Raw genomic sequence first — 23,328 nt, forward strand, 5'->3', positions numbered from 1 at the left:
GTCTTATTCTGAAATATTAAATTATTATATTGCGTATTATTTTTCTTTCAATAAAAATTTCTGGTTAAAATAATGTCGGAGTTTATTTCTACTAATAAATAATAAATATGAAAAAATACATTTTTGAAGGCACGCAGGAAAACAGAATATCGATGGTAATTTATTTAATAATAATTTATGGTTTTTCTTTATATTTCCTGGGGAAAATTGTAGGTAAAGCAATTTTTTATTTTAGCCATTACTAGAAAATTATGCAAACTAAAAAACTACTACATAATTATTGGTGCGGCAATTTTAATGTTTTTGACTATTTATATATCTACAAAATGAATTTTTTTTGGGGCAGGCTTTGGGGCATTAGAAAGTCTTAAAATTAAATATTAAACTCCTCTTTATATTTAAAGTAAGTTAGTTAAAACTTACTTTGAGTAAATGTTTGCTTTAAATGTTTGTTAATTAATAAACATTTAGATTTCTCTTTTTATCAAGATACTGTAACTTTACTTTTTAAACTTTATCAGCTTCAATTGATATTGTAAACCCATTAAAAGTTACAATTATGGCGTCATTATTATTTTCTCCACTTACAATAAAAAAAATCACTTTAAAAAATAGAATCGTTATATCGCCTATGTGTCAATACTCAGCAATTGACGGATTTGCAAACGATTGGCATTTAGTGCATTTAGGAAGTCGCGCCAGCGGTGGCGTAGGACTGATTATTCAGGAAGCAACCGCAGTTTCTCCCGAAGCCAGAATTTCTCCATCTGACTTAGGAATCTGGAAAGACGAACATATCGAGAAACTAAAAACAATCAACCAATTTATAGTTTCTCAAAATTCGGTTCCCGGAATCCAATTGGCACATGCCGGACGAAAAGCAAGTGTTTCGGTTCCGTGGGAAGGCAATAAAAAGTTAGATTTCGCTCAGGGCGGATGGCAAACGGTTTCTGCAAGCGCCATTCCTTATCATGATGACGAACCTTTTCTTCCTGAAGCTTTAGACCAAAACGGAATCCAGAAAGTAATTTCAGATTTTAAAGCTGCGACAAAAAGAGCGGTTCAGGCCGGTTATCAGGTAATGGAAGTTCACGGAGCCCACGGTTATTTACTGCACCAGTTTTTATCTCCGTTAACCAATAACAGAACCGATGAGTATGGCGGAAGTTTCGAAAACAGAATCCGTTTTACCTTAGAAATTGTTGAAGCCGTACAATCAGAATGGCCATCAGATTTGCCTTTATTTGTTCGAATTTCAGCAACAGATTGGGCAGAAGGAGGATGGAATCCCGAAGAATCTGTACAGCTTTCTAAGATCTTAAAAGAAAAAGGAGTAGACCTAATTGATGTTTCATCAGGCGGATTAGTTTCATATCAAAAAATTCCGGTTGGTCCGGGTTATCAGGTTAATTTTGCAGCAAAAATCAAAAAAGAAGTAAATATTGCAACTGGCGCAGTAGGCTTAATTACCGAAGCCAAACAAGCCGAAGCCATCCTGAAAAATGCTCAGGCCGATTTGGTTTTATTCGCCAGAGAATCATTGAGAAACCCAAACTTGCCTTTAGACTTTGCCAAAGAACTAAACGACGATATTCAATGGCCAAAACAATACGAACGCGCTAAAATTTAAATGAATTATTGCCACAGATTGCAAAGATTAGACTGATTTTAAAAAGGAAGTTGCCACGAATTACACTAATTTCCACGAATTATTATGGTTTAATTTTTTAAGTTCAACGATTTGTGAAATTGCTTCGCCTGTTCGCTATCGCTCGGGTCGTGGCGAAAAAAAATCATTTTAATCTGTGAATCCCGATAGCTATCGGGAGTGGCAAAACAAAAACACACACAACATGCAAAAAATAAAAACAGCACTATTATCATACGGAATGTCGGGAAAAGTTTTTCATGCTCCGTTTTTAGATATTCACCCCGGATTTGAACTTTTAGGATCTTGGGAAAGAAGCAAAAAACTCATTCAGGAAGATTATCCAACAGTAAAAAGTTATCCTTCTATCGATGATTTATTGGCAGACGATGTCGATTTGGTCATCGTAAATACTCCGGTTGGAACACATTTCGAATACGCCAAAAAAGTTTTATTAGCAGGCAAACACGCCGTTGTCGAAAAAGCCTTTACCACAACCGTTGCCGAAGCCGAAGAATTAGCGGCAATCGCCAAAGAAAAAGGATTAAAATTAGCCGTTTTTCAAAACAGAAGATGGGACAGTGATTTTAAAACCGTTCAGAAAATAATCAAAGAAGGAACTTTGGGAGATTTAGTCGAAGCCGAATTTCACTTTGACAGATACAATCCGTTATTGAGTGCCAAAGCACACAAAGAAACCGTAAATGACGGAGCAGGAATCCTGAAAGATTTAGGCCCGCATTTAATCGATCAGGCCGTATGTTTATTTGGTTCACCAAAGTCGGTTTTTGGAGATATTCGTTACACAAGAGAGAACTCTTTAGTAGATGACTGGATCGATTTATTGTTGATTTACGATAATTTGAGAGTACGATTAAAAGCCAGTTTTTTCGTTAGAGAGGCAAATCCGGGATATACCATTCACGGTAAAAAAGGATCTTTCTTAAAACCCCGTGGTGATGTTCAGGAAGACGAATTAAAATTAGGTAAAAAACCAAACTTAGAATCCTGGGGAACAGAATCAGAAACCTTACAAGGACTTTTGCATACTGAAATTGACGGAAAAGAAATCAGAGAAAAAATCCCAACCCTTCAGGGCAATTACTTCTCGTTTTTTGATGGCGTTTACGACTCAATTGCAAATAACAAAACAGAACCCGTTACAGCACAAGACGGTGTAAAAGTAATGCAAATTATAGAAGCTGCAATTGCAAGCCATACACAGCAAAAAGTCATTAATTTGTAGAGATTTGGCCCACGGATTAGACGGATGAAACTGGTTTTCGCGGGTTTTTTTTATTATATTGTAGAGACGCACAGCAGTGCGTCTTTTTTATGCGGACACATAAAAACCTTTGCCATTTAAAAGAAAATTTGTAGAGATTTGGCGCACAGATTTTGCGGATAAAACGGATCATCACAGATTTGTTTTAAGGCAAACATTTTCTGTAGAGACGCACTGCAGTGCGTCTTACGTTTCAAATAGCAAGGTTATTTTATTTTTGCCACAGATTAAAATGATTAAAAAACCCGCGAAAACCAGTTTCATCCGTAAAACCCGTGGGCATAAAAAACCTTAGTACCTTAGCATCTCAGAACCTTAGTACCTTTAAAAAAAACTTTGTAGAAAGTTAGCCCACAGATTTTGCAGATAAAACGGATCATCACAGAATTTTTTTAAGGCAACGATTTTCTGTAGAGACGCACAGCAGTGCGTCTTACGTTTCAAATAGCAAGGTTATTTTATTTTTGCCACAGATTAAAATGATTAAAAAATCCGTGTAAACCCGTTTCATCCGTAAAACCCGCGGGCAAAAAATCTTAGCACCTTAGCATCTCAGAACCTTAGCACCTTTAAAAAAAAACCTTTGTCCCTTTGCACCTATGAACCTTTTCTCCTTAAAAGAAAATTTATAAACATACAACGTTATAAATTCACGAACTAGTAGGGTTTTATAGTCTGTAAAGTTGCTTTTTAGTACTTTTATACTAGAATTCAAAAATAAATCACATTGATAAGTTTCAATCCATTATCGTTATTCCAAACCAAAGGAAAAATCAAGAAAGTTTACAGAGAAGCAAAAGCCTCTTATTTAAACCGAATTCGCTTTGCCGTAGGAATGTTTTATTTCGGTATGGGATTAAGTTTTGCAACCTGGGCAAGTAGAATTCCGGACATCAAAACAGCTTTGCATTTAACCGAAGGAGATTTGGGTTCTATACTTTTTGCCCTGCCAATGGGGCAATTAATTATTATGCCATTTTCAGGAAAAATGGTCACCAAATTTGGCAGTCATCGCATTTTGATTTTTTCATTGATAATGTACGTTTTATGTCTGGCTAATTTAGGTTTGGCAACATCAGCATTACAACTATCGTTAGGATTATTTTTATTTGGAGTTTTCGGGAATTTGGCCAACATCGCCGTAAATACCCAAGGAGTTTATACCGAAGTACTTTTCAAAAAAACAATCATGTCTTCTTTTCACGGTATGTGGAGTTTTGCAGGATTCACCGGAGCCCTGGTTGGTTTAGGAATGTTGACTTTAAAGCTCACCCCATTCCACCATTTTTTAATTGTTGGCGCAGCAGTACTTTTAATGGTTGCCTTTAATTTTAAATTTCTGGTCAGAGCCAAAGAAAAAATAAAAAATAAAACATCCGAAAAGAAAAAGCTATTTGTAAAACCCGACAGCTCTTTGCTTTGGCTTGGCGTAATTGGTTTTTGCAGTATGGCAAGCGAAGGCGTTATGTTCGATTGGAGCGGAGTATACTTTAAAGATATTGTAAAAGCACCCGGCCCATTAGTTATTTTAGGTTATACATCATTTATGATTATGATGGCCAGCGGACGATTTTTAGGCGATGGTCTAATCAATAAATTTGGTCGCGAACGCGTAATGCAAATTAGCGGAGTCATGATTTCTGTCGGACTTTTTACCGCAGTTTTTCTTCCTTATATAATACCTTGTACCATTGCTTTTATGCTTGTTGGTTTAGGAGTCGCGACAATTGTTCCTACCGTTTATAGTATGGCAGGAAAAAATCCAACCGTTCCTCCCGGCGAAGCTTTAACCATTGTTTCGAGCGTAAGTTTCTTAGGTTTCTTAATGGGACCTCCAGTTATCGGACATATTGCAGAGGCTTTCGGACTTCAATTTTCTTTTGCCTTTATCGGAATCTTCGGTGTTCTAATCGCCTTTATGGTGTCTAAAATTAGAACTACTGAAGCATAATTTTTTTTAGGAGCTAATCCCGCTATACGTTCCAATCTTTTGTGGCGAACACCGCCACAAAAGGATTTCCACTTCTATCGGGGCTAGGACAATCTTTTTCATAATATTATTTATAAAATAAAAATTTGTAAGAAATTTCTTTTATGTTGATTTTTAATTATATTTGAAGATTGAAAATTAAGTTTCATATTAATTTCAATTTTTTGAAAATCTTTTTTCCAAAGACCAATTTTATCTTTTGATATAAGATTAAAACGTTTTGACAATCAAAGCAGTTTAATCTCAAAATTATTTATCAAAGTAAATTGGGGTTTTCATGGAAAAAAAATACCTGCTGATTTTTATTTTATTGTCTTTTACATTTGCTTTTGCGCAACAGGAAACTACTTTTACTGGAATAGTAATCGATGCCAAAACACAAAATCCTATTGAAAATATTGTAGTAAGTATTCAAAACTCTTCGATCACACAACTTACCAATACAAACGGAAAATTCGAATTACATTCTTCTATACAAGGAGAACAACTTTTATTACTGCACAGTCAGGGATATAAAGATTTACTTTTAAAGATAAATTCAAATCCCGAACAAACCGTAAATCTCGGAATATTACAATTAGAAGATAATTTTTCAGATGACGTTCCGGCAACATTAATCACATTATTAGACAGTGATTTATCAGATGATAACAGTTCATCCGAAATGACTTCCGGACTGCTTCAATCTTCAAAAGATGCGTTTATGCAAGCTTCTGCTTTCAATTGGGGACAAGCCCGATTTAGAGTTCGTGGTTTAGACAGCGAAAACGGAACCATGATGCTCAACGGAATGATCATGAACAAAATTTATGACGGAAGACCACAATGGAGCAATTGGGGAGGTTTGAATGATGTACTTAGAAATCAGGAATTTTCTGTTGGTGCCGCAGCTTCAAATTTTACGTTTGGAGGAATATTAGGTACACAACAAATTTCGACCCGGGCCTCAACCTATAGAAAAGGAGCAAGGCTTATTTTTTCAGGAAGTAATACTACTTATAATTGGCGCGCCAATGCTACTTATGCTTCGGGAATGAATTCTAAAGGCTGGGCGTATGTAGTTTCGGCAGGAAAACGTATGGGCAACGAAGGTTATTTTGACGGAACTAGTTTTGATGCCGAATCTTTTTTTATGAGTATCGAAAAGAAATTAAGCAATAAACATTCCTTAAACTTCACCGGATTTTATACGCCAAATTCAAGAGGAAAAAATTCAGCCAATACAAATGAAGTTACAGAATTAATCAACGAAAAATACAATTCGTATTGGGGTTTTCAGGATGGAGAAAAACGAAATGCAAGAGTAAAAAAAGTCGAAGAACCTTTATTGATGCTGAATCATTATTTTAAAATAAACGAAAAAGCAAACCTCAATTCGAGTGTAATGTATCAATTCGGGAAAGTAGGAAACAGTACAATTGATTATCAAAATGCAAACAGTCCGGATCCTACGTATTATCGAAAATTGCCCAGTTATTATACCTCACTTTACGGAAAAGATATCGGAGAATTTTCAGGAGAATTTACACCCGATTATGAAAATGCGGAACTTAATAAAAAGCTATTTCTAGAAGATCCTCAAATCAATTGGGATGCAATGTATCAGGCCAATCAACAGCCAACATTAAATGCTGATGGAGTCATTACAGGTTATCAGCCTGCTCAAAGCCATTATGTTTTATATGAAGATCGAACAGATGATAAAACCTTTTCTGCCAATTCAAACTTAAATATACAAATTACAGAAAACAGTTTTTTCGATGGCGGAATCACTTTTCGGAATTTAAAATCACATCAATTTCAATATCTTTTAGACTTACTCGGAGGTGAATATTTTGAAGATATTGATGCATTTTACAACGGAGATCAGGCACAATCTGATTTACAACATCCAAATCGTCAGGTAAAAAAAGGAGACATTTACGGTTACAATTATAATTTGCAGGCAACAATTATTGATGCTTTTACACAGTTTAAATTCAATTATAATAAATTCGATTTTTATTTGGGGCAAACCTATTCTACATCCAGTTATCAAAGAGAAGGTTTGTATCAAAACGGAATTTACCCCACAACTTCTTTAGGTAAAAGTGAAAAAGTACATTTCGAAAATTTTGGTTTCAAAGGAGGTTTTACTTATAAGATTTCAGGAAAACAATGGTTGTTTTTTAACGGAATGCATCTTACTCGTGCGCCATCACTTCGAAACACTTTTGCTAATTCAAGATTGAATAATTCAGTTGTTGACGGAATTGAAAATGAAAATATAAATAGTGCCGAAGCCAATTATATATTTCGTTCGCCTAAACTTAAAATTAGAACAACCGCTTATTATACTTTAATAAAAAATACCACAAAAACCTCTTTTTTCTATGCTGAGGGAATATTTGACAGAGGTGCCAGTTACAATAATACAGATGCATTTGTAAGTCAGACTTTAACCCATTTAGACAAAAAGAACATTGGCGCCGAATTAAGTTTCGAATATCAAATTTCATCTACACTAAAAAGTACTTTATCAGTTGCTTATGGCAATTATACTTATAATAGTAACCCAAATGTTTCGATTACAAATGATGCAAATGCCGCCAAAGGAGATACACAAACGACTTTTGATTTTGGAGAATCGTATCTCAAAAACTACAAACAGTCCGGCATGCCACAACAAGCCTATTCTGTTGGTTTAGAATATCGGGATCCCAAATATTGGTGGTTGGGAGCAAACATAAATTATTTGGCCGAAAGTTATATCGATGTTTCGTCTATTGCCAGAACAGCACGTTTTTATAAAAATCCAATAAGCGGTTTGGTTTTTCCTGAAGCCACAGAAGAACGCGCAAGAGCTTTACTCAAACAAGAAAAATTTGATCCTGTTTCTTTACTAAATATCTCGGGAGGTAAATCCTGGCGTATCTTAGGTAAATATGTCGGACTTTTTACGAGTATAAATAATGTGCTGGATAAAACCTATAAAACGGGAGGTTTTGAGCAAGCACGAAATGCAAATTTCAGAGCATTAAATCAGGATGTTTCTAGTGGCACACCATCATTTGGACCTAAATATTATTACGGATACGGAAGAACCTATTTCGTAAACCTCACCATAAGTTTGTAAAATTCTAATACACATTCGAAATGAAAAATATATTTTTAAACCCTTTTTTAACCTTGTCAGTTTTCTTTTTTTATGGATGTAATAATGAAGTTGAAGTTCCAAAATTAGAATGTACACAACCTAATTTGACAGTAAATCAAACGGTTCAAAAAGTAAAAGACCTTTCAGGATCAGTTCCTAAACCATATAATTATAATGATATCATTGAAGCATATGTGGTATCGAGCGACGAAGGGGGCAATTTTTTTAAGGCAATTTCTTTCCAAACCCTTGCGACCGATAAAACACCCGCAATAGGATTTAGCATCCCGGTGGATGTTTCGAATGCCTATATCGACTTTCATGTTGGAAATAAAGTATTTATAAAACTTAAAAACCAGTTTACAGATTTGTATTTTGGAGGAATGCGAATTGGTAGCTTGTATGTAAGTAATGCAGGCGACCCCACTATTGGAAGGGTTTCGCAAATTGACTATAAAAATGTCCTGAATGCTTCATGCGTAGTAATTGATGAAAATCAATTAGTTAAGTCCGTTACTATCGAAGAAGCATTAAACGATGATAAACTCAATACTTTGGTCGAGCTAACAGATGTACAATTTACAGAAGAAGCAATTGGGCGTCATTATTTTGAAGAATCTAATAATGTGGGCGGTTCAACCAATTGGAATTTAAGGGATAAAACCGGTAATCAGATTATTTTTAGAACCAGTAGTTATGCCGGTTTTGCAGATCACATCGTGCCTGAAGGAAGCGGAAAAGTCAGAGGGATATTGACAAAATTTGGTTCAGATTATCAATTGATGATCAGGTCTGAAAAAGATTTGGTAATGAACGGAAAAAGAACCGTTCCGTTTTTTGCAGAAGATTTTCAATCGGTAAAAAACAATGTCAATTTTACGCTGCCGGGTTGGAGTAATATTGTAGAAAAAGCATCAAAATTATGGAAAAGCATGTTGTATGCCGGAAATGGTTACGCTGAATTTAACACTACAAGTACAACAACAGCCGAAAATGTTGCCTGGCTGGTTACACCAAAAATCAACCTGAATGGTTATAAAAATGCCGTATTATCTTTTAGAAGTGCTCAGCATGATCTTAAAGTCGATTCTCCGTTAAATACTCTTGAGGTTTATATCTCTACAGATTTTAATGGCTCGAATATAACCAAGGCAAAATGGACAAAACTACAAGCAAATTTACCTTCATTATCAACACCTACACGTCAGTTTATAAGTTCCGGTGGGATCGATTTATCTGCCTATTCAGGAAATATTCATATTGCATTCAAATACATAGGTTCAGGAAAAGACAAAACCTTGAATGGAGCTTTTATGGTCGATGATGTTAAAATTTTTGGAGAAAAGTAAGGCGTTCAATTTTTAAAAATGAAATTAAAGTATTGATTTTTAAGCGATAATTTAATTGTGTGTTGTTTTTAAGTTTTAAACTGTTAAAATTTAATTGAATTTTGTATTTTGGTCATCCCAAATCAATACAAATACCACATGAAAACCTACTTTATCGCCATCATGATGATGGTTTTTCCATGCTTGCTGCACAGTCAGGATCAAAATGCTCCTGTTAGATTAAAGCAAATCAACATTGTAAAAACAAATTACCAAAACTCTAAAGACGGTGAAATTGTAAACAAAACAGTTGTTTTTAAAGAGGGTAAGCTTCAAACTATCACTACTTCGGATGTTGTTCAGCATTTTTTTTATAATACTAAAGGACTGTTGGATAAAACTGTAAAAGACAAAGTGGGAAGCGAATGGAAAGAAGTCGTAAATTACTCTTATGATGCCGATAATAACATTACAAAATTTATTAAAAAATATCAGGAAGGTAACGACTACATTACTAAAACAGTAACTTTTGGTTATGAGGGAGCAAGAGTAAAAGTAATTACTAAAAAAAGCACCAATCACCAGAATGTAGTTGATGATGTAGAATATATTGTAGAAAATGGTATCATTGTAAGACGCACTACAAGAGACAGAAACAAAGCAATTATTGGTAAAATCGAATATGTTTATACCAATGATAATGTGGTAAAACACAAAGGCTTAGTTGGAGATAAAATATCTAAAACATATACTTTTGATGATAAAAAATCTGTAGATCAATTAATCGTTCAAAGTTTGTTTGGTGATAATTATAAAGTTATTGTACCAATGATTTCGTATCACGAAGATGAGTTTAGTTTTGAAGCAATATCCTATAACAACGAATTGAATTTTAGTCCGTCATCTACCGTTTTGGTTGGTGTGAGCAGAAAATACAAATACAACAAACTGAACTTTCCAATCTCTTGTTCTCAGATTGAAGAAAACGGAATTGTAAAAACAGAAAAGACTTTTATTTACGAATAAAAACATCTTTTTTAAAAGAATTAAAGCCATTTAAAATTTAAGTTTTGTTAAGATTAGATTCTTAGAATGCTTAATTTTTAAATGGTTTGCTTTTTTATACGAGTACTAATTTCCCAAATAGAACTTAAAAACGGAATTCTATAAGCGTTAGTACCTTACAAATCATTAAATTTGCACCTTATTCAAAGCTATGTTAGAAAAAGAAATTATAAATTTTGAGAAAACAGCCATTGTTGGTATTGTAACTCAAAACCAAAGTGAAGAAAAACTTAACGAATATCTTGATGAATTAGAGTTTTTGACTTTTACCGCAGGTGGTGAAGTTATAAAACGCTTTTCACAAAAAATGGAACGCCCAAATCCTAAGACTTTTGTGGGTACTGGAAAAATTGAAGAAATCAATCTTTTTGTAAAAGAAAACGACATATCGACTTTAATCTTTGATGATGAATTATCGCCATCACAGCAAAAAAATATCTCTAAAATTATAGATTGCAAAATCTTAGACAGAACCCACCTTATTCTGGATATTTTTGCACAAAGAGCCGAAACATCTTATGCAAGAACACAGGTAGAATTGGCGCAATGTCAGTATTTATTGCCTAGACTTTCGGGAATGTGGACGCACCTTGAGCGTCAAAAAGGAGGAATTGGAATGCGTGGACCAGGAGAAACCGAAATTGAAACTGACAGACGTATTGTTCGTGATCGTATATCGCTCTTAAAAGAGAAAATAAAAACGATCGACAAACAGATGGGTGTGCAGCGTAGTAATCGTGGTGCAATGGTTCGTGTGGCTCTGGTAGGATATACGAATGTTGGGAAATCGACATTGATGAATGCTGTAGGTAAAAGTGATGTTTTTGTTGAGAATAAATTATTCGCAACACTTGACACAACAGTTCGAAAAGTGGTGATTAAAAACTTACCATTTTTACTTTCAGATACGGTAGGTTTTATTAGAAAATTGCCAACTCAATTGGTAGATTCTTTTAAAAGTACTTTAGATGAAGTTCGTGAAGCCGACTTGCTTTTGCATGTTGTAGATATTTCGCATCCGGATTTTGAAGATCATATCGAATCTGTAAATCAAACCTTGTTAGAAATCAAGAGTAATGACAAACCAACGATTATGGTTTTTAATAAAATTGATGCCTACAAACATTTAACAATCGATGAGGATGATTTGATTACCGAAAAAACAAGAAGACATTATACGCTTGAGGAATGGAAACAAACCTGGATGAGTAATGTGGGTCAGAATAAAGCATTGTTTATTTCGGCGACACAAAAAGAAAACTTCGAAGAATTTAGAGAAATAGTTTACGAAGCAGTTCGTCAAATTCATATCACAAGATTTCCTTATAATAAGTTTTTGTATCCGGATTATAAAGATGCAATCGAAAAAGAAGAAGATTCTGAAGATCAGGAATAAATTAATTTTATCGCAAAGGACGCTAAGGTTTTTATTTTAGCGTTTTACAAAACACAAAGTTCGCAAAACTATATATTTTTAGCTTTGCGAACTTTGTGTTTTTATTAAATTTAACCTACAAATCTTAGCGTTCTTAGCGGTAAAATATAAGCGGTTTTTAGAATCCGAAATTAATTCCTAAACCAAATACTTCTCTGGTCTGAAAACCACTAAAAGCATTATCGTCATAAATAGCTTGGAATGATAAGTTCGCAGATAAAAACTTGTTTACTTTCATGATAATATTCAATGAGTAATTGATATCTACGTTTTGTGGATCTTCTAAATAATTAGAATATAAGTTCAAAGTATTTTCAGCAGTTACATTGGTCATGATCGCCAATTTGTAATAAACCGATGCATAGAAACCTAATTCGTAACGCATTGTTTTGTTCGCATCTACACCAAAGTAAGACCCGTCTACATAAGGTAATCCGGTTGCCTGATCAATCCCTGAAGTATAAGCTCCGTCTACAAAAGTGAATTTTGAAGTTAATGGAGCAAAGTTTATTTTTAAGTTATCATCTTTTGTCCAGTAAATACCAGGACCTGTTGTAAGATAACCAGGTGACATAAATTTAGTATTCTCAGTTCTGATTTCTTTTCCGTTCTCATCTTTTCCATACAAATAACCGGTTGAAAATTGAGTTCTGAAATTCAGGAAATAAGAGTAATACCATTCTCCAAAAGCTCTTTTCCCTAAGATAGAGTTGAATTCAAGACGGTCATCAGTCTTTTTTTCATAATCGGCATTTTTGGTTTGTAAAAGTCCGTAAGAAGCCAAAATTTTGTTATCCCAGGTAAGATCGTCTTTTTTGTAATTGAAATCGTAGTTGATTCCTAAAGTTCCGGAAAAGCTATCTTCACCTCCTGCAATCCAGTTATTAAAGCTAGATTGGTTTAGTAAAAGAGAAACAGTTCCTTTAGCTTTCCAGCCTTCTCCCTCAATAGTATCGTTTATTTTCTTTACTGCTTTTTCAGTGTTTTGGATTAATTCTTTTTCAGAATTTTGGGCTTGAACAAAAGTTAAGTTCGCTAAAATAAAAAGTAATAATGTTAGCTTTCTCATGGTATATAGTTTAAATGTGTAAGAACAAATATACTAAAAAAGCGTTAAAACGTAGGGTATTGTTGATTGTAAAAGAAAGTTATTTCTTAGATTCTTTATACAAAGGTACCGCAGAACATGCTTCACCATACATTATACTTCTTGCAAAAGGTTGCAAATAAGTTGCGGCTAAAATATAAGCGCGGGTCGGAACCGGTTTTTTAGAACATCCTTTTACAATAACAGGTTTGTTTTTGTATTCAGAATAATCGAGTTTACTTAAGATTTCTTCATACAAGCTTGCATCTAAATCTTCGATAGTTCCGTTTATTACTTTTTTTGCATAAGGTGCTAATTGAATCGCTACCAAAATAGACGACCAGGCAGGAACAATAGCATCTGTACTACAATTGATAGCAACATACTGATCTTGATATTGTGACCAATCATGATTTTTTAAATGCTCTCTAAAGTCTTTTTCTTTTAATAAAAAACCTTCTAAAAGCCATTGCGAAATGTCAATTTGCACACGCACTCCTTTAGGATAATAATCCTCAAGATCAAATACTTCTAAAGCACTATTGGCAACTTTATTGATGATTTCTTCCATTTTCTCTAGTTTGCAGTTTACAGTCTCAGTCACAGTTAATACTGAAAACTGCGACTGTAAACTGTATACTTTTTTTATAGCATTCCTAATTCTAATTTTGCTTCTTCGCTCATTAAATCTTTGCTCCAAGGCGGATCGAAAGTAATTTCAACGTCGACATCTTTAATGTTTTCGATTGTTTTTACTTTTTCTTCAACTTCTCTTGGTAAACTTTCCGCAACCGGGCAGTTAGGAGATGTTAATGTCATTAAGATTTTTACTTCGTAATCTGTATTAACCATTACGTCATAAATCAATCCTAACTCATAAATATCTACAGGAATCTCCGGATCGTAAATGCTTTTTAAAACCTTTACAATTGATTCTCCTAATTCGTTTGTGTCTATTTCTTGTTCCATTTTTTTGTTTTTTGTTTTTCCACCATATAAGTTATATAAGTTCATTTAAACATTGTGTTTATATTCTCTTACTTAACTATGGTTTTACTATTTTAATATTTAACCAATAAACTTATAATTTATATGGTTTTAATTCTTTAATCTTCTAGCCAACGATATAATTCGTTGACATATGTTTTTTGACCTTCGTGATAAATATTTGTTACATTAAAATTTATCATTAATCAAATCGGTGATTTTAAAAGTTTCATATAAGACATTAACTTGGCAATGTGAATTGGTATGATTTTATCAACGGCTTTTAATTCCAGAACCAAACAGTTTTCAATAAATAAATCACATCTTAAATCAGATTCAAGCTCTAAACCTTTATATTGAACAGGAATTACCAATTCAGATTGAAAATTGATTCCTCTTAGCGATAATTCTTTAATCATACACTGATGATAAATATTTTCTAAAAGTCCTGCTCCAATATTTTTATGAACTTCAATTGCCGCTCCATTTACCTTGTAAATTAAATCAGTCAGATATTTCTTTGTCATTACACTTCTTTTTAGCAATAATAACAAAAAAAAAGAAAGACAAAACTTACTTTTAGTGTTTTTTACCATATAAGTTATGTAAGTTCATTTAAACGTTACTTATATGGTTCTTTATATTTTATTGTATAAATAGTTTAAGCGTAAAACTTAAATTTTCTTATATAACTTATATGGTTTAAAAAACTTAATTTTTATTTTTAGCATCAAAAGCCAAAGCGTACATTTTGATGTTTTTTATCATCGAAACCAATCCGTTGGCGCGAGTGGCTGATAAATGTTCTTTTAAACCAATTTCATCAATAAATTGAGTATCGGCATTGATAATATCTTCTGCTTTTTGATTAGAGAAAGCACGAATTAAAATCGCGATAATTCCTTTGGTTAAAATCGCATCACTATCTGCGGTAAAAACAATTTTATCGTCTTTTTGTTCGCCTTGCAACCAAACTTTCGATTGACAACCTTTTATTAAATTCTCTTCGGTTTTATATTCTTCTTTAATCAACGGAAGACTTTTTCCCAGTTCGATGATGTACTCATAGCGTTGCATCCAGTCATCAAACATCGAAAATTCGTCGATTATTTCGTTTTGTATTTCTTTTATAGTCATAATTATTCTTTCGTAAAACTAATCAGCAAATTTACCAATTTTTCTATTTCCTTTGGAGGATAGCCATTGTCGAAACCTGGAGTTTCATATATTTTCTGATTCTGAGTTATCTTCAAATTTCCAATCGCAGCACCGTCATAAAAACGTTTCTCGGTTGGACCTTTTAAAGTTGGAATACTCTCTAAATTTATTTTCGAAAATTCCGCTACAATCTGTTTCCATTTTGCATCGTCTATTTTGCTTTCTACTGCTTCAGTATTTCTACCATTGGTAACCGAAACGGTTTTGTTCTGAACTACTATCTTTTTGTAAAGTCCACGAGACATCGCAGAATATTCCATTTGTGTTGATGTCATATCGCTGGTTTTTTGACTTGAGCAACTTGTTCCGATGAAAATCGTTAACAACAATAAAGATAATAGTCTCATAAAATTTTTTTAGCTTAACATGGTTTTTGCCTTCTTAACCGCTTCAACCATTGTGTCAATTTCTTCTATAGTATTGTAAAAAGAAAACGATGCACGAATAGTTCCCGGAATGCAGAAAAAGTTCATGATAGGTTGTGCACAATGATGTCCGGTTCTAACGGCAATTCCTAATTTATCGATAATTGAACCAACGTCATAAGGATGAATTCCGTCAATATTAAACGAAACTACAGAAGCTTTATTTTTTCCGGTTCCGTAAATTTTCAAGCCATCGATTTCTAAAAGACGTTTTGTAGCGTGCTCTAATAATTTTTCTTCTTGTTTCTGAATATTATGAAAACCGATATGATTTAAATAATCTACAGCTGTTCCTAACACAATTCCGCCCGCGATGTTTGGAGTTCCTGCTTCAAATTTATGAGGAAGGTCAGCATAAGTCGTTTTCTCGAAAGTAACTTCTTTGATCATTTCGCCACCACCTTGATAAGGAGGAAGTTTGTTTAACCATTCTTCTTTTCCGTATAAAATTCCGGTTCCGGTTGGACCACACATTTTATGGCCAGAAAAAGCATAAAAATCACAATCTAAATCCTGAACGTCTGGTTTTAAATGCGGAACAGCTTGTGCTCCATCAATTAAAACAGCAGCGCCAACAGCGTGTGCTTTTTCGATCATGTATTTTATAGGATTAATAATCCCTAATGCATTCGAAATATGATTTACCGTAACCACTTTAGTTTTTTCTGAAAGTAAAGCGTCAAAGGTTTCCATGATCAGTTCACCTTCTTCGTTTATCGGAATAACTTTAAGAATTGCTCCGGTTTTTTCGCATAACATTTGCCAAGGCACAATATTACTATGATGCTCTAATGCCGAAACCAATATTTCGTCGCCAGGTTTTAAAATAGAGGCAAAACCATTGGCTACTAAATTGATTCCGTGCGTTGTTCCTGAAGTAAAAAGTACTTCATGAGAAAACTTAGCATTGATATGATGTTGGATTTTTACTCTTGAAATTTCGTAAGCATCAGTTGCCAATTGACTTAGTGTATGAACACCGCGGTGAATATTGGCATTTATTTCCTGATAATAGGTTGCGATCGCATCGATCACAACTTGAGGTTTTTGTGAAGTTGCTCCGTTGTCGAAATAAACCAAAGGTTTTCCGTTTACTTTTTCCGAAAGTATCGGAAAATCAGCTCTTATTTTTTGGATGTCTAACATGTCTTATTTAGAAAAATTCTATCTACAAAAGTACTAAAACTAAATTGGTTTATCCCTTAAAACGATAATTTCCTTTTATGGCGCTATTGACAAATGACTTGAATGTTGATTCTGTAAAATTTAGTTGTGTTTTCTAAATTATTTGAATTCAAAATGTGAATTTGATGCTAAAATCATGAGGATAAATTATTTATATTGCAGTAATAAATATCTTTTTAATGCTATGAAAAAAATCTTCAGGTTACTTGCGCTTGTTTTGTTGATTGTAGTTTTTTATTTTGGATTCACCACTTATCCAAAATTGGAATTAATTTCTGGCTTTTCAGCCAAAAGTATTGCTTCAGGACATTTTTTAGATCACAGATCGAAAGAATTGATTGAAAAAGGAGATAATGATATTCCGTTGATGGATTTGGCGACGAATACAATTGATGGGGCAGGAAAATTTGCAACTTCATCTGTTTATGGTTTAAAAGAAAGAAAAGCGATTTATCGTGAAGGTTTAGGTGCGACTTTAGTAGATGATGATTATGATGTTTCGAAACCCTATTTGCTTCCTAAACGAACTAAATTAGTTAATAATCTTCCTTTTCCTTACGGGAATAACGAACCTAAGGATTCTGCTTTTTCGAATGTTGATTATTCGAAACTAAAGAAAGCAATTGATGATTCTTTCGATAAAAATGGAGGAAAGGCAAAACGTACTCGTGCCGTTGTTGTTTTATATAAAGATAAATTGATTGGTGAAAAATACGATACAGGTTTTAATAAAGACAGTAAAATTTTAGGTTGGTCGATAACTAAAAGTATCACAAGTTCTGCTTTTGGGGTTTTGGCAAAAGAAGGAAAAATTGATATTTATAAACCTGCTCCAATTGCCGAATGGAAAAATGACGATCGTAAAATTATCACGATAAACGATTTGCTGCACATGAATTCAGGATTAGAATGGGAAGAGAATTACAGTAAAATTTGTGATGCTACAATTATGCTTTTTCAGTCTGGAGATATGGCAAAAGTACAACGCGAAAAACCAGCTCAGTTTAAACCCAACACACATTGGAATTACTCTTCCGGAACAACTAATTTATTGTCTAGCATTTTAAAAAGTCAGTTTAAAACCCAACAAGAATACCTTGATTTTTGGTACAGCGCCGTAATTGATAAAATAGGAATGAATTCGATGATTGTAGAGCAAGATATGGCCGGAACTTTTGTTGGTTCTTCTTATGCCTGGGCAACAGCCCGCGATTGGTCTAAATTTGGATTGTTATACCTTCATAAAGGAAACTGGAACGGAGAACAAATCTTAGATGAAAGCTGGGTAAAATATTCTGCAACACCAACGAATACTTCTAACGGTGCTTATGGAGCACAATTTTGGCTAAACGCAGGTGGAAAATTTCCAGATGTTCCTCGCGATATGTTTTATTGCAGCGGATATCAAGGACAAATGGTAGCAATTATTCCGTCTATGGATATGGTAATTGTGAGAATGGGATTGAAAGAAGAAGATCAGGGATTTGATTTTAATGGGTTTTTGAAGGGGATAATTTCTTCAGTTAAAAAATAAATTTAACCGCAATCCCGATACCTATCGGCAGCCAAGTAAAAAGCGCGAAGTTCACAATGTGTGTAGTAAACCTTCAGAACTTTTATAATACTATTAATGATTTTATGAAATTAAAATTGAGTGATGATTTTAGATTTTTGCAATATTTAGTTTGCACGATAATTTTTATTGGAAGCTTTGGCTTTTTGATTTACAGTATATGGATTCAGGAAATTTCTGCAATTATTTTCTGTACAATCTTTTCAGTGTTTTTATTCTTCTTGAGAAAAAAGCTTAAAAATTAAAAGCTCAAAACTTTTATAAAATACAAAGTTCGCAAAGCTTAAATAAAAACTTTGCGAACCTTGCGTAAATCCTAGCTCCCGATAGCTATCGGGATTGCGGTTAAGAAAATCTACAAATCAAATCCTAAATTCACGCCTAATTTTGTAGCAATGATTTTAGTAATACGTTGTTTTAATTCAGGTATTTTAATGCTTTCGATAACAGCATTCGAGAATGCGTACATCAATAAAGCTTTAGCTTCTTTTTTCGGGATTCCACGAGATTGCATGTAGAACATTGCCGTCTCGTCAAGTTGTCCTACGGTACAACCGTGAGAACATTTTACATCATCAGCAAAGATTTCTAATTGTGGTTTTGCATTGATAGTCGCTTTGTCACTCAATAAAATATTGTTGCTTTTCTGGAAAGCATTTGTTTTTTGAGCTTCTTTTTCTACTAAAACTTTTCCGTTGAAAACTCCAGTTGAGCGATCAGAAAAAATTCCTTTATAATCCTGGAAACTCTCACAATTAGGTGTTGAGTGGTTTACCAAAGTATAATGATCAACGTGTTGTTTGTCGTTAAGAATCGTGATTCCGTTAAGCGTACTTGTCAATCTTTCACCAAAGTGATAAAAGTTTAAGTTGTTACGTGTAAGGTTTCCTCCAAACGAAAACGTATGTACAGAAGCATGACTTTCTTGTTGTTGAGAAACGTAAGTATTGTCAACTAAGTTGGCTTCGCTATTGTCATTTTGAATTTTATAATAATCGATAATGGCACGTTTTTGAGCAAAAATCTCTGTAACCGAATTGGTTAAAACCGGATTTTCATTCAAACTCTGGTGACGCTCGATAATTTGAACATGTGAATTTTCGCCCACAATTACCAAATTTCTTGGTTGTACCATTAATGCAGCTTCGTTTCCTGTAGAGAAATACATGATTTCAATAGGTTTATCAGCCACTTTTTTCTTCGGAATATTGATGAAAGCTCCTTCACTTGCAAAAGCAGTATTTAGCGTAGTAAGACTTTCGTCTTTGCTTGCTACCTGATTGAAGTAAGTATCAATAATCATTTTATATTTTGGTTTTGTCAATGCCGATGACATCAAACAAACATCTATCCCGTCATGTGTAGTAGAAGACAAATGCGAACTAAAAACTCCATCTATAAATACTAATTTATAAGTGTCGATTTCGTGTAAAAAGTATTTTTTTACCTGATTAAATTCGATTGCATTTTCTTGCTTAGGAAAAACCGTAAAGTCATTTTTTAAGATGGCGTTTAGCGATGTATATTTCCAAGCTTCTTCTTTTTTGGTTGGGAAACCTTTATCTTCAAAGTTTTTTAGTGCTTTGGTGCGAATATCATGTAAATCTGAATGTACATCGACACGCTCTTCAAAAGCCATAAAAGACGATACTAATTTTTCTTTTAAATCCATTTTCGTAGTTGTAAGTTATAAGTTATGAGTTATGAGTTTTTGTAAACTGTAAACTGTAACTGTAAACTAGTTTTCTGCTTTAATCCAGTCGTATCCTTTTTCTTCCAGTTCGTAAGCCAATTCTTTTCCTCCAGATTTTACAATTCTTCCGTTGTAAAGAACGTGAACGAAATCAGGAACGATATAATCTAATAAACGTTGGTAGTGTGTGATAACGATAATTGCGTTTTTCTCGCTTTTCAATTTGTTAACTCCGTTAGCCACAATTCTTAGTGCATCGATATCAAGACCAGAATCGGTTTCGTCAAGAATAGCTAATTTTGGCTCTAACATTGCCATTTGAAAAATTTCGTTTCTTTTTTTCTCTCCTCCCGAAAAACCTTCGTTTAAAGAACGAGATAAAAATTTACGATCAATTTCTAACAATTCAGATTTCTCACGAATTACTTTTAGCATTTCGTTTGCAGGCATTTCTTCCTGACCGTTTGCCTTACGAGTTTCGTTGATGGCAGTTTTCATGAAGTTTGTTACACTTACTCCGGGAATTTCTACAGGATATTGAAAAGAAAGGAAAACTCCTTTATGTGCTCTTTCTTCCGGAGCAAGATCAGCAAGATCTTCTCCGTCAAGGAAAACTTCTCCATCAGTAACTTCGTAGTTTTCGTTTCCGGCAATTACAGCCGAAAGTGTACTTTTTCCAGAACCGTTTGGTCCCATGATAGCGTGTACTTCGCCAGCTTTAACTTCTATATTAATTCCTTTAAGGATTTCTTTATCACCAATTGAGGCGTGAAGGTTTTTTATTGATAACATTGTTTTTTTATTTTATATAAATGTCAATTCTATTTTTGTTGTTTGGTTCAGGATGTTTGCATTAAAATGCGCGTGTCCTAAATATTCCATGCCTAAATAATCGGCTGATTTTTTGAAAGGGATGTAAAAACTTTCTTCAATTTCATTGTCGTGTGAATTTGATATCACGCCAATTTTCTTTCCTCTAAGTTTTCGTCCGGTTTCTTTTTCAATTCGGATTAAATCCGAAATCCGATCAAAGAAAACCTTCATTATTCCACTCATATTATACCAATAAATTGGCGTTGCAAAAATTAAAGTATCGTACTTTTCGATAATTCCTTTTATTAAAGGCAAAAAATCATCTTCTCTGTTTTTGCTTTCGTAATCATAATAAGAAATATTATAATCACTTAAATCAATTACATCTATTCCGGTATCTTTAGAAATTTCGTCTACAATTTTTGTTGTATTTCCGTTTTTTCTGGATGAACCTAAAATGATTACTTTTTTACCTTCCATTTTGCAATTAACCTACAGATCCTTCTAAAGAAATCTCTAATAATTTTTGAGCTTCAACAGCAAATTCCATTGGTAATTTGTTCAATACATCTTTACTGAAACCGTTTACAATTAAGGCAATCGCTTTTTCAGTTGGGATACCTCTTTGGTTACAATAAAAAACCTGATCTTCTCCAATTTTACTTGTAGTTGCCTCGTGCTCTATTTTTGCCGATGGATTTTTACTTTCGATATAAGGGAAAGTATGCGCTCCACAATTGTTCCCCATTAAAAGAGAATCACATTGCGAAAAGTTACGTGCATTCTCCGCTCTTGGGCTAATTTGCACTAATCCACGGTAACTGTTTTGTGATTTACCAGCCGAGATACCTTTAGAAATGATAGTCGATTTAGTGTTTTTGCCTAAATGGATCATTTTGGTTCCTGTATCTGCTTGTTGGTAATTATTGGTAACGGCTATCGAATAAAATTCTCCTACCGAATTATCTCCTTTAAGTACACAAGAAGGATATTTCCAGGTTACAGCAGAACCAGTTTCTACCTGTGTCCATGAAATTTTAGCGTTTGTTTCGCATAAACCTCTTTTGGTTACGAAGTTATAAACTCCACCTTTTCCTTCTTTGTTTCCAGGGAACCAGTTTTGAACGGTAGAATATTTAATTTCAGCATCATCCAAAGCGATTAATTCAACTACAGCAGCGTGCAATTGGTTTTCGTCACGACTTGGTGCAGTACATCCTTCAAGGTATGATACGTAACTTCCTTCGTCAGCAATAACAAGAGTTCTTTCAAATTGTCCTGTTCCTGCCTGATTGATTCTAAAATAAGTTGAAAGTTCCATTGGGCAACGAACGCCTTTTGGAATATAACAGAAACTTCCGTCAGAGAAAACTGCTGAGTTTAATGCTGCGTAGAAGTTGTCTTTTTGAGGTACAACAGTTCCTAAATATTTACGAACTAATTCCGGATGTTCTTTTATAGCTTCAGAAATCGGACAGAAAATAATTCCTTTTTCTCCTAAGGTTTTCTTGAAAGTTGTAGCAACAGAAACAGAATCGACAACAATATCCATAGCGACATTGTTCATCATTTTTTGTTCATCTACAGAGATACCTAACTTTTTGTACATTTCAAGAAGTTCCGGATCTACATCATCCAAAGTTTTGTTTGGATCTACTTGTTTTGGAGCAGAATAGTAAGAGATAGCCTGGAAATCTGGTTTCGCATAATGAACATTTGCCCATTCTGGTTCAATCATTTCTTTCCATGCGCGAAAAGCCTCGATGCGCCATTCGGTCATCCATTCTGGTTCTTCTTTTTTAAGAGAAATAGCTCTTACGATATCTTCGTTTAAGCCAATAGGAAATGTCTCTGATTCAATATCAGTATAAAATCCGTATTCGTATTCTTTGGTTTCGAGTTCGATTTTTAAATCGTCTTCCGTGTATTTTGACATTTTTTAGTTTTTTAAAACGCTTAAAATTTAAGATCTTAAGCGTTTAAATTTTTGCTTTTTGACTTTAATTTATAGCGAAAATGATTCTCCGCAACCACAAGTTCTACTTGCATTTGGATTATTGAATACAAAACCTTTTCCGTTTAACCCGCCTGAAAATTCAAGTATTGTTCCGGCTAAATAAAGGAATGATTTTTTTTCAACTGCAATTGTTATGTCGTTGTCTACAAATATTTTATCGTCGTCGCCTTTGGTTTTATCAAATTTTAAATCATATGACAAACCAGAGCATCCACCGCTTTTTACGCCTACTCTTACGTAGTCGCTAGCAGCATCAAAACCATCATCTTTCATCAAGTCGATGATTTTCTTTTTGGCTGTATCAGAAACTTTTATCATTGTTTATGGTATTTGTTTTTGCTTTTATTTCAATTTACATTCAAAACAGTAATCCAATTATTACAATTTAAAGTGCTGTCTTTCAATGTTGAAATAAAATTATCTGCAAAGATACGACTTAAAAA

At 33.8% G+C, this 23,328-nt stretch carries 20 protein-coding genes; 8 read left to right on the forward strand and 12 right to left on the reverse strand.

Annotated features, from left to right (window positions below; all coding sequences use genetic code 11):
* Positions 1-559 precede the first annotated feature (559 nt).
* From FLACOL7796_RS10360 to hflX, 7 genes are all read left to right on the forward strand, one after another.
* The gene (locus tag FLACOL7796_RS10360; RefSeq protein WP_173970721.1) at positions 560-1,630 is read left to right on the forward strand and encodes an NADH:flavin oxidoreductase/NADH oxidase; all 1,071 of its coding nucleotides are present in this window, start codon (positions 560-562) and stop codon (positions 1,628-1,630) included.
* A 223-nt stretch (positions 1,631-1,853) separates the two neighbouring features.
* Positions 1,854-2,894 (forward strand): Gfo/Idh/MocA family oxidoreductase, encoded by a 1,041-nt coding sequence (locus tag FLACOL7796_RS10365; RefSeq protein ID WP_173970722.1) that lies wholly within the window; start codon positions 1,854-1,856, stop codon positions 2,892-2,894.
* A gap of 766 nt (positions 2,895-3,660) precedes the next feature.
* Positions 3,661-4,884, forward strand: coding sequence for an MFS transporter (locus FLACOL7796_RS10370; protein ID WP_173970723.1), 1,224 nt, complete (start codon positions 3,661-3,663; stop codon positions 4,882-4,884).
* Between the two features lie 316 nt (positions 4,885-5,200).
* The gene (locus FLACOL7796_RS10375) at positions 5,201-8,038 is read left to right on the forward strand and encodes a carboxypeptidase-like regulatory domain-containing protein (RefSeq protein WP_173970724.1); all 2,838 of its coding nucleotides are present in this window, start codon (positions 5,201-5,203) and stop codon (positions 8,036-8,038) included.
* Between the two features lie 20 nt (positions 8,039-8,058).
* Entirely contained in the window at positions 8,059-9,408 is a 1,350-nt protein-coding gene (locus FLACOL7796_RS10380) for a DUF5689 domain-containing protein (protein ID WP_173970725.1), read from the forward strand.
* Positions 9,409-9,546: 138 nt separating this feature from the next.
* Positions 9,547-10,413, forward strand: coding sequence for a hypothetical protein (locus FLACOL7796_RS10385; protein WP_173970726.1), 867 nt, complete (start codon positions 9,547-9,549; stop codon positions 10,411-10,413).
* A gap of 190 nt (positions 10,414-10,603) precedes the next feature.
* Positions 10,604-11,848, forward strand: a complete 1,245-nt coding sequence (gene hflX, locus FLACOL7796_RS10390) for a GTPase HflX (protein ID WP_173970727.1) — start codon at positions 10,604-10,606, stop codon at positions 11,846-11,848.
* Positions 11,849-12,005: 157 nt separating this feature from the next.
* Here hflX and FLACOL7796_RS10395 read toward each other — a convergent pair whose 3' ends face one another.
* The 7 genes from FLACOL7796_RS10395 to FLACOL7796_RS10425 form a co-directional block, all read right to left on the reverse strand.
* Positions 12,006-12,956 (reverse strand): DUF3078 domain-containing protein, encoded by a 951-nt coding sequence (locus tag FLACOL7796_RS10395; RefSeq protein WP_173970728.1) that lies wholly within the window; start codon positions 12,954-12,956, stop codon positions 12,006-12,008.
* 79 nt (positions 12,957-13,035) lie between these two features.
* Positions 13,036-13,545: a DUF2480 family protein gene (locus FLACOL7796_RS10400; protein WP_173970729.1), complete on the reverse strand. Its 510-nt coding sequence runs from the start codon at positions 13,543-13,545 to the stop codon at positions 13,036-13,038.
* A gap of 74 nt (positions 13,546-13,619) precedes the next feature.
* On the reverse strand, positions 13,620-13,943 hold the full coding sequence (locus FLACOL7796_RS10405; protein ID WP_055097577.1) for an SUF system Fe-S cluster assembly protein: 324 nt from the start codon (positions 13,941-13,943) through the stop codon (positions 13,620-13,622).
* Between the two features lie 224 nt (positions 13,944-14,167).
* Positions 14,168-14,488: a GxxExxY protein gene (locus FLACOL7796_RS10410; RefSeq protein ID WP_232067350.1), complete on the reverse strand. Its 321-nt coding sequence runs from the start codon at positions 14,486-14,488 to the stop codon at positions 14,168-14,170.
* 184 nt (positions 14,489-14,672) lie between these two features.
* The gene (locus FLACOL7796_RS10415) at positions 14,673-15,098 is read right to left on the reverse strand and encodes a SufE family protein (protein WP_173970730.1); all 426 of its coding nucleotides are present in this window, start codon (positions 15,096-15,098) and stop codon (positions 14,673-14,675) included.
* A gap of 2 nt (positions 15,099-15,100) precedes the next feature.
* Positions 15,101-15,526, reverse strand: coding sequence for a hypothetical protein (locus tag FLACOL7796_RS10420; RefSeq protein ID WP_173970731.1), 426 nt, complete (start codon positions 15,524-15,526; stop codon positions 15,101-15,103).
* Between the two features lie 9 nt (positions 15,527-15,535).
* Positions 15,536-16,750 (reverse strand): aminotransferase class V-fold PLP-dependent enzyme, encoded by a 1,215-nt coding sequence (locus FLACOL7796_RS10425; protein ID WP_173970732.1) that lies wholly within the window; start codon positions 16,748-16,750, stop codon positions 15,536-15,538.
* Positions 16,751-16,973: 223 nt separating this feature from the next.
* Between FLACOL7796_RS10425 and FLACOL7796_RS10430 the strand changes: the two genes are divergently transcribed.
* A complete protein-coding gene (locus FLACOL7796_RS10430) occupies positions 16,974-18,323 on the forward strand; it encodes a serine hydrolase domain-containing protein (protein ID WP_173970733.1) in 1,350 nt (449 codons plus the stop codon).
* A 394-nt stretch (positions 18,324-18,717) separates the two neighbouring features.
* On the opposite strand, the gene sufD is transcribed toward FLACOL7796_RS10430, so the two are convergent.
* The 5 genes from sufD to FLACOL7796_RS10455 form a co-directional block, all read right to left on the reverse strand.
* Positions 18,718-20,034, reverse strand: coding sequence for a Fe-S cluster assembly protein SufD (sufD, locus tag FLACOL7796_RS10435; protein ID WP_173970734.1), 1,317 nt, complete (start codon positions 20,032-20,034; stop codon positions 18,718-18,720).
* Between the two features lie 66 nt (positions 20,035-20,100).
* Positions 20,101-20,847 carry a Fe-S cluster assembly ATPase SufC gene (sufC, locus tag FLACOL7796_RS10440; protein WP_017494567.1) on the reverse strand — a complete coding sequence of 249 codons (747 nt, stop codon included), beginning with the start codon at positions 20,845-20,847 and terminating at the stop codon, positions 20,101-20,103.
* 12 nt (positions 20,848-20,859) lie between these two features.
* Positions 20,860-21,348 (reverse strand): flavodoxin family protein, encoded by a 489-nt coding sequence (locus tag FLACOL7796_RS10445; RefSeq protein WP_173970735.1) that lies wholly within the window; start codon positions 21,346-21,348, stop codon positions 20,860-20,862.
* Positions 21,349-21,355: 7 nt separating this feature from the next.
* Entirely contained in the window at positions 21,356-22,804 is a 1,449-nt protein-coding gene (gene sufB / locus FLACOL7796_RS10450; protein ID WP_173970736.1) for a Fe-S cluster assembly protein SufB, read from the reverse strand.
* A gap of 69 nt (positions 22,805-22,873) precedes the next feature.
* Positions 22,874-23,203 carry a HesB/IscA family protein gene (locus tag FLACOL7796_RS10455; protein WP_055097560.1) on the reverse strand — a complete coding sequence of 110 codons (330 nt, stop codon included), beginning with the start codon at positions 23,201-23,203 and terminating at the stop codon, positions 22,874-22,876.
* Positions 23,204-23,328: the final 125 nt, after the last annotated feature.

Origin of the sequence: Flavobacterium bizetiae (assembly GCF_902804475.1) — a bacterium.
Lineage (GTDB): Bacteria > Bacteroidota > Bacteroidia > Flavobacteriales > Flavobacteriaceae > Flavobacterium > Flavobacterium bizetiae.

Coding starts and splice junctions, on each gene's coding strand:
- FLACOL7796_RS10360 (WP_173970721.1), top strand. CDS start 560: ATGGCGTCATTATTATTTTCTCCACTTACAATAAAAAAAATCACTTTA.
- FLACOL7796_RS10365 (WP_173970722.1), top strand. CDS start 1,854: ATGCAAAAAATAAAAACAGCACTATTATCATACGGAATGTCGGGAAAA.
- FLACOL7796_RS10375 (WP_173970724.1), top strand. CDS start 5,201: ATGGAAAAAAAATACCTGCTGATTTTTATTTTATTGTCTTTTACATTT.
- FLACOL7796_RS10380 (WP_173970725.1), top strand. CDS start 8,059: ATGAAAAATATATTTTTAAACCCTTTTTTAACCTTGTCAGTTTTCTTT.
- FLACOL7796_RS10385 (WP_173970726.1), top strand. CDS start 9,547: ATGAAAACCTACTTTATCGCCATCATGATGATGGTTTTTCCATGCTTG.
- hflX (WP_173970727.1), top strand. CDS start 10,604: ATGTTAGAAAAAGAAATTATAAATTTTGAGAAAACAGCCATTGTTGGT.
- FLACOL7796_RS10395 (WP_173970728.1), bottom strand. CDS start 12,956: ATGAGAAAGCTAACATTATTACTTTTTATTTTAGCGAACTTAACTTTT.
- FLACOL7796_RS10400 (WP_173970729.1), bottom strand. CDS start 13,545: ATGGAAGAAATCATCAATAAAGTTGCCAATAGTGCTTTAGAAGTATTT.
- FLACOL7796_RS10405 (WP_055097577.1), bottom strand. CDS start 13,943: ATGGAACAAGAAATAGACACAAACGAATTAGGAGAATCAATTGTAAAG.
- FLACOL7796_RS10410 (WP_232067350.1), bottom strand. CDS start 14,488: ATGACAAAGAAATATCTGACTGATTTAATTTACAAGGTAAATGGAGCG.
- FLACOL7796_RS10415 (WP_173970730.1), bottom strand. CDS start 15,098: ATGACTATAAAAGAAATACAAAACGAAATAATCGACGAATTTTCGATG.
- FLACOL7796_RS10420 (WP_173970731.1), bottom strand. CDS start 15,526: ATGAGACTATTATCTTTATTGTTGTTAACGATTTTCATCGGAACAAGT.
- FLACOL7796_RS10425 (WP_173970732.1), bottom strand. CDS start 16,750: ATGTTAGACATCCAAAAAATAAGAGCTGATTTTCCGATACTTTCGGAA.
- FLACOL7796_RS10430 (WP_173970733.1), top strand. CDS start 16,974: ATGAAAAAAATCTTCAGGTTACTTGCGCTTGTTTTGTTGATTGTAGTT.
- sufD (WP_173970734.1), bottom strand. CDS start 20,034: ATGGATTTAAAAGAAAAATTAGTATCGTCTTTTATGGCTTTTGAAGAG.
- sufC (WP_017494567.1), bottom strand. CDS start 20,847: ATGTTATCAATAAAAAACCTTCACGCCTCAATTGGTGATAAAGAAATC.
- FLACOL7796_RS10445 (WP_173970735.1), bottom strand. CDS start 21,348: ATGGAAGGTAAAAAAGTAATCATTTTAGGTTCATCCAGAAAAAACGGA.
- sufB (WP_173970736.1), bottom strand. CDS start 22,804: ATGTCAAAATACACGGAAGACGATTTAAAAATCGAACTCGAAACCAAA.
- FLACOL7796_RS10455 (WP_055097560.1), bottom strand. CDS start 23,203: ATGATAAAAGTTTCTGATACAGCCAAAAAGAAAATCATCGACTTGATG.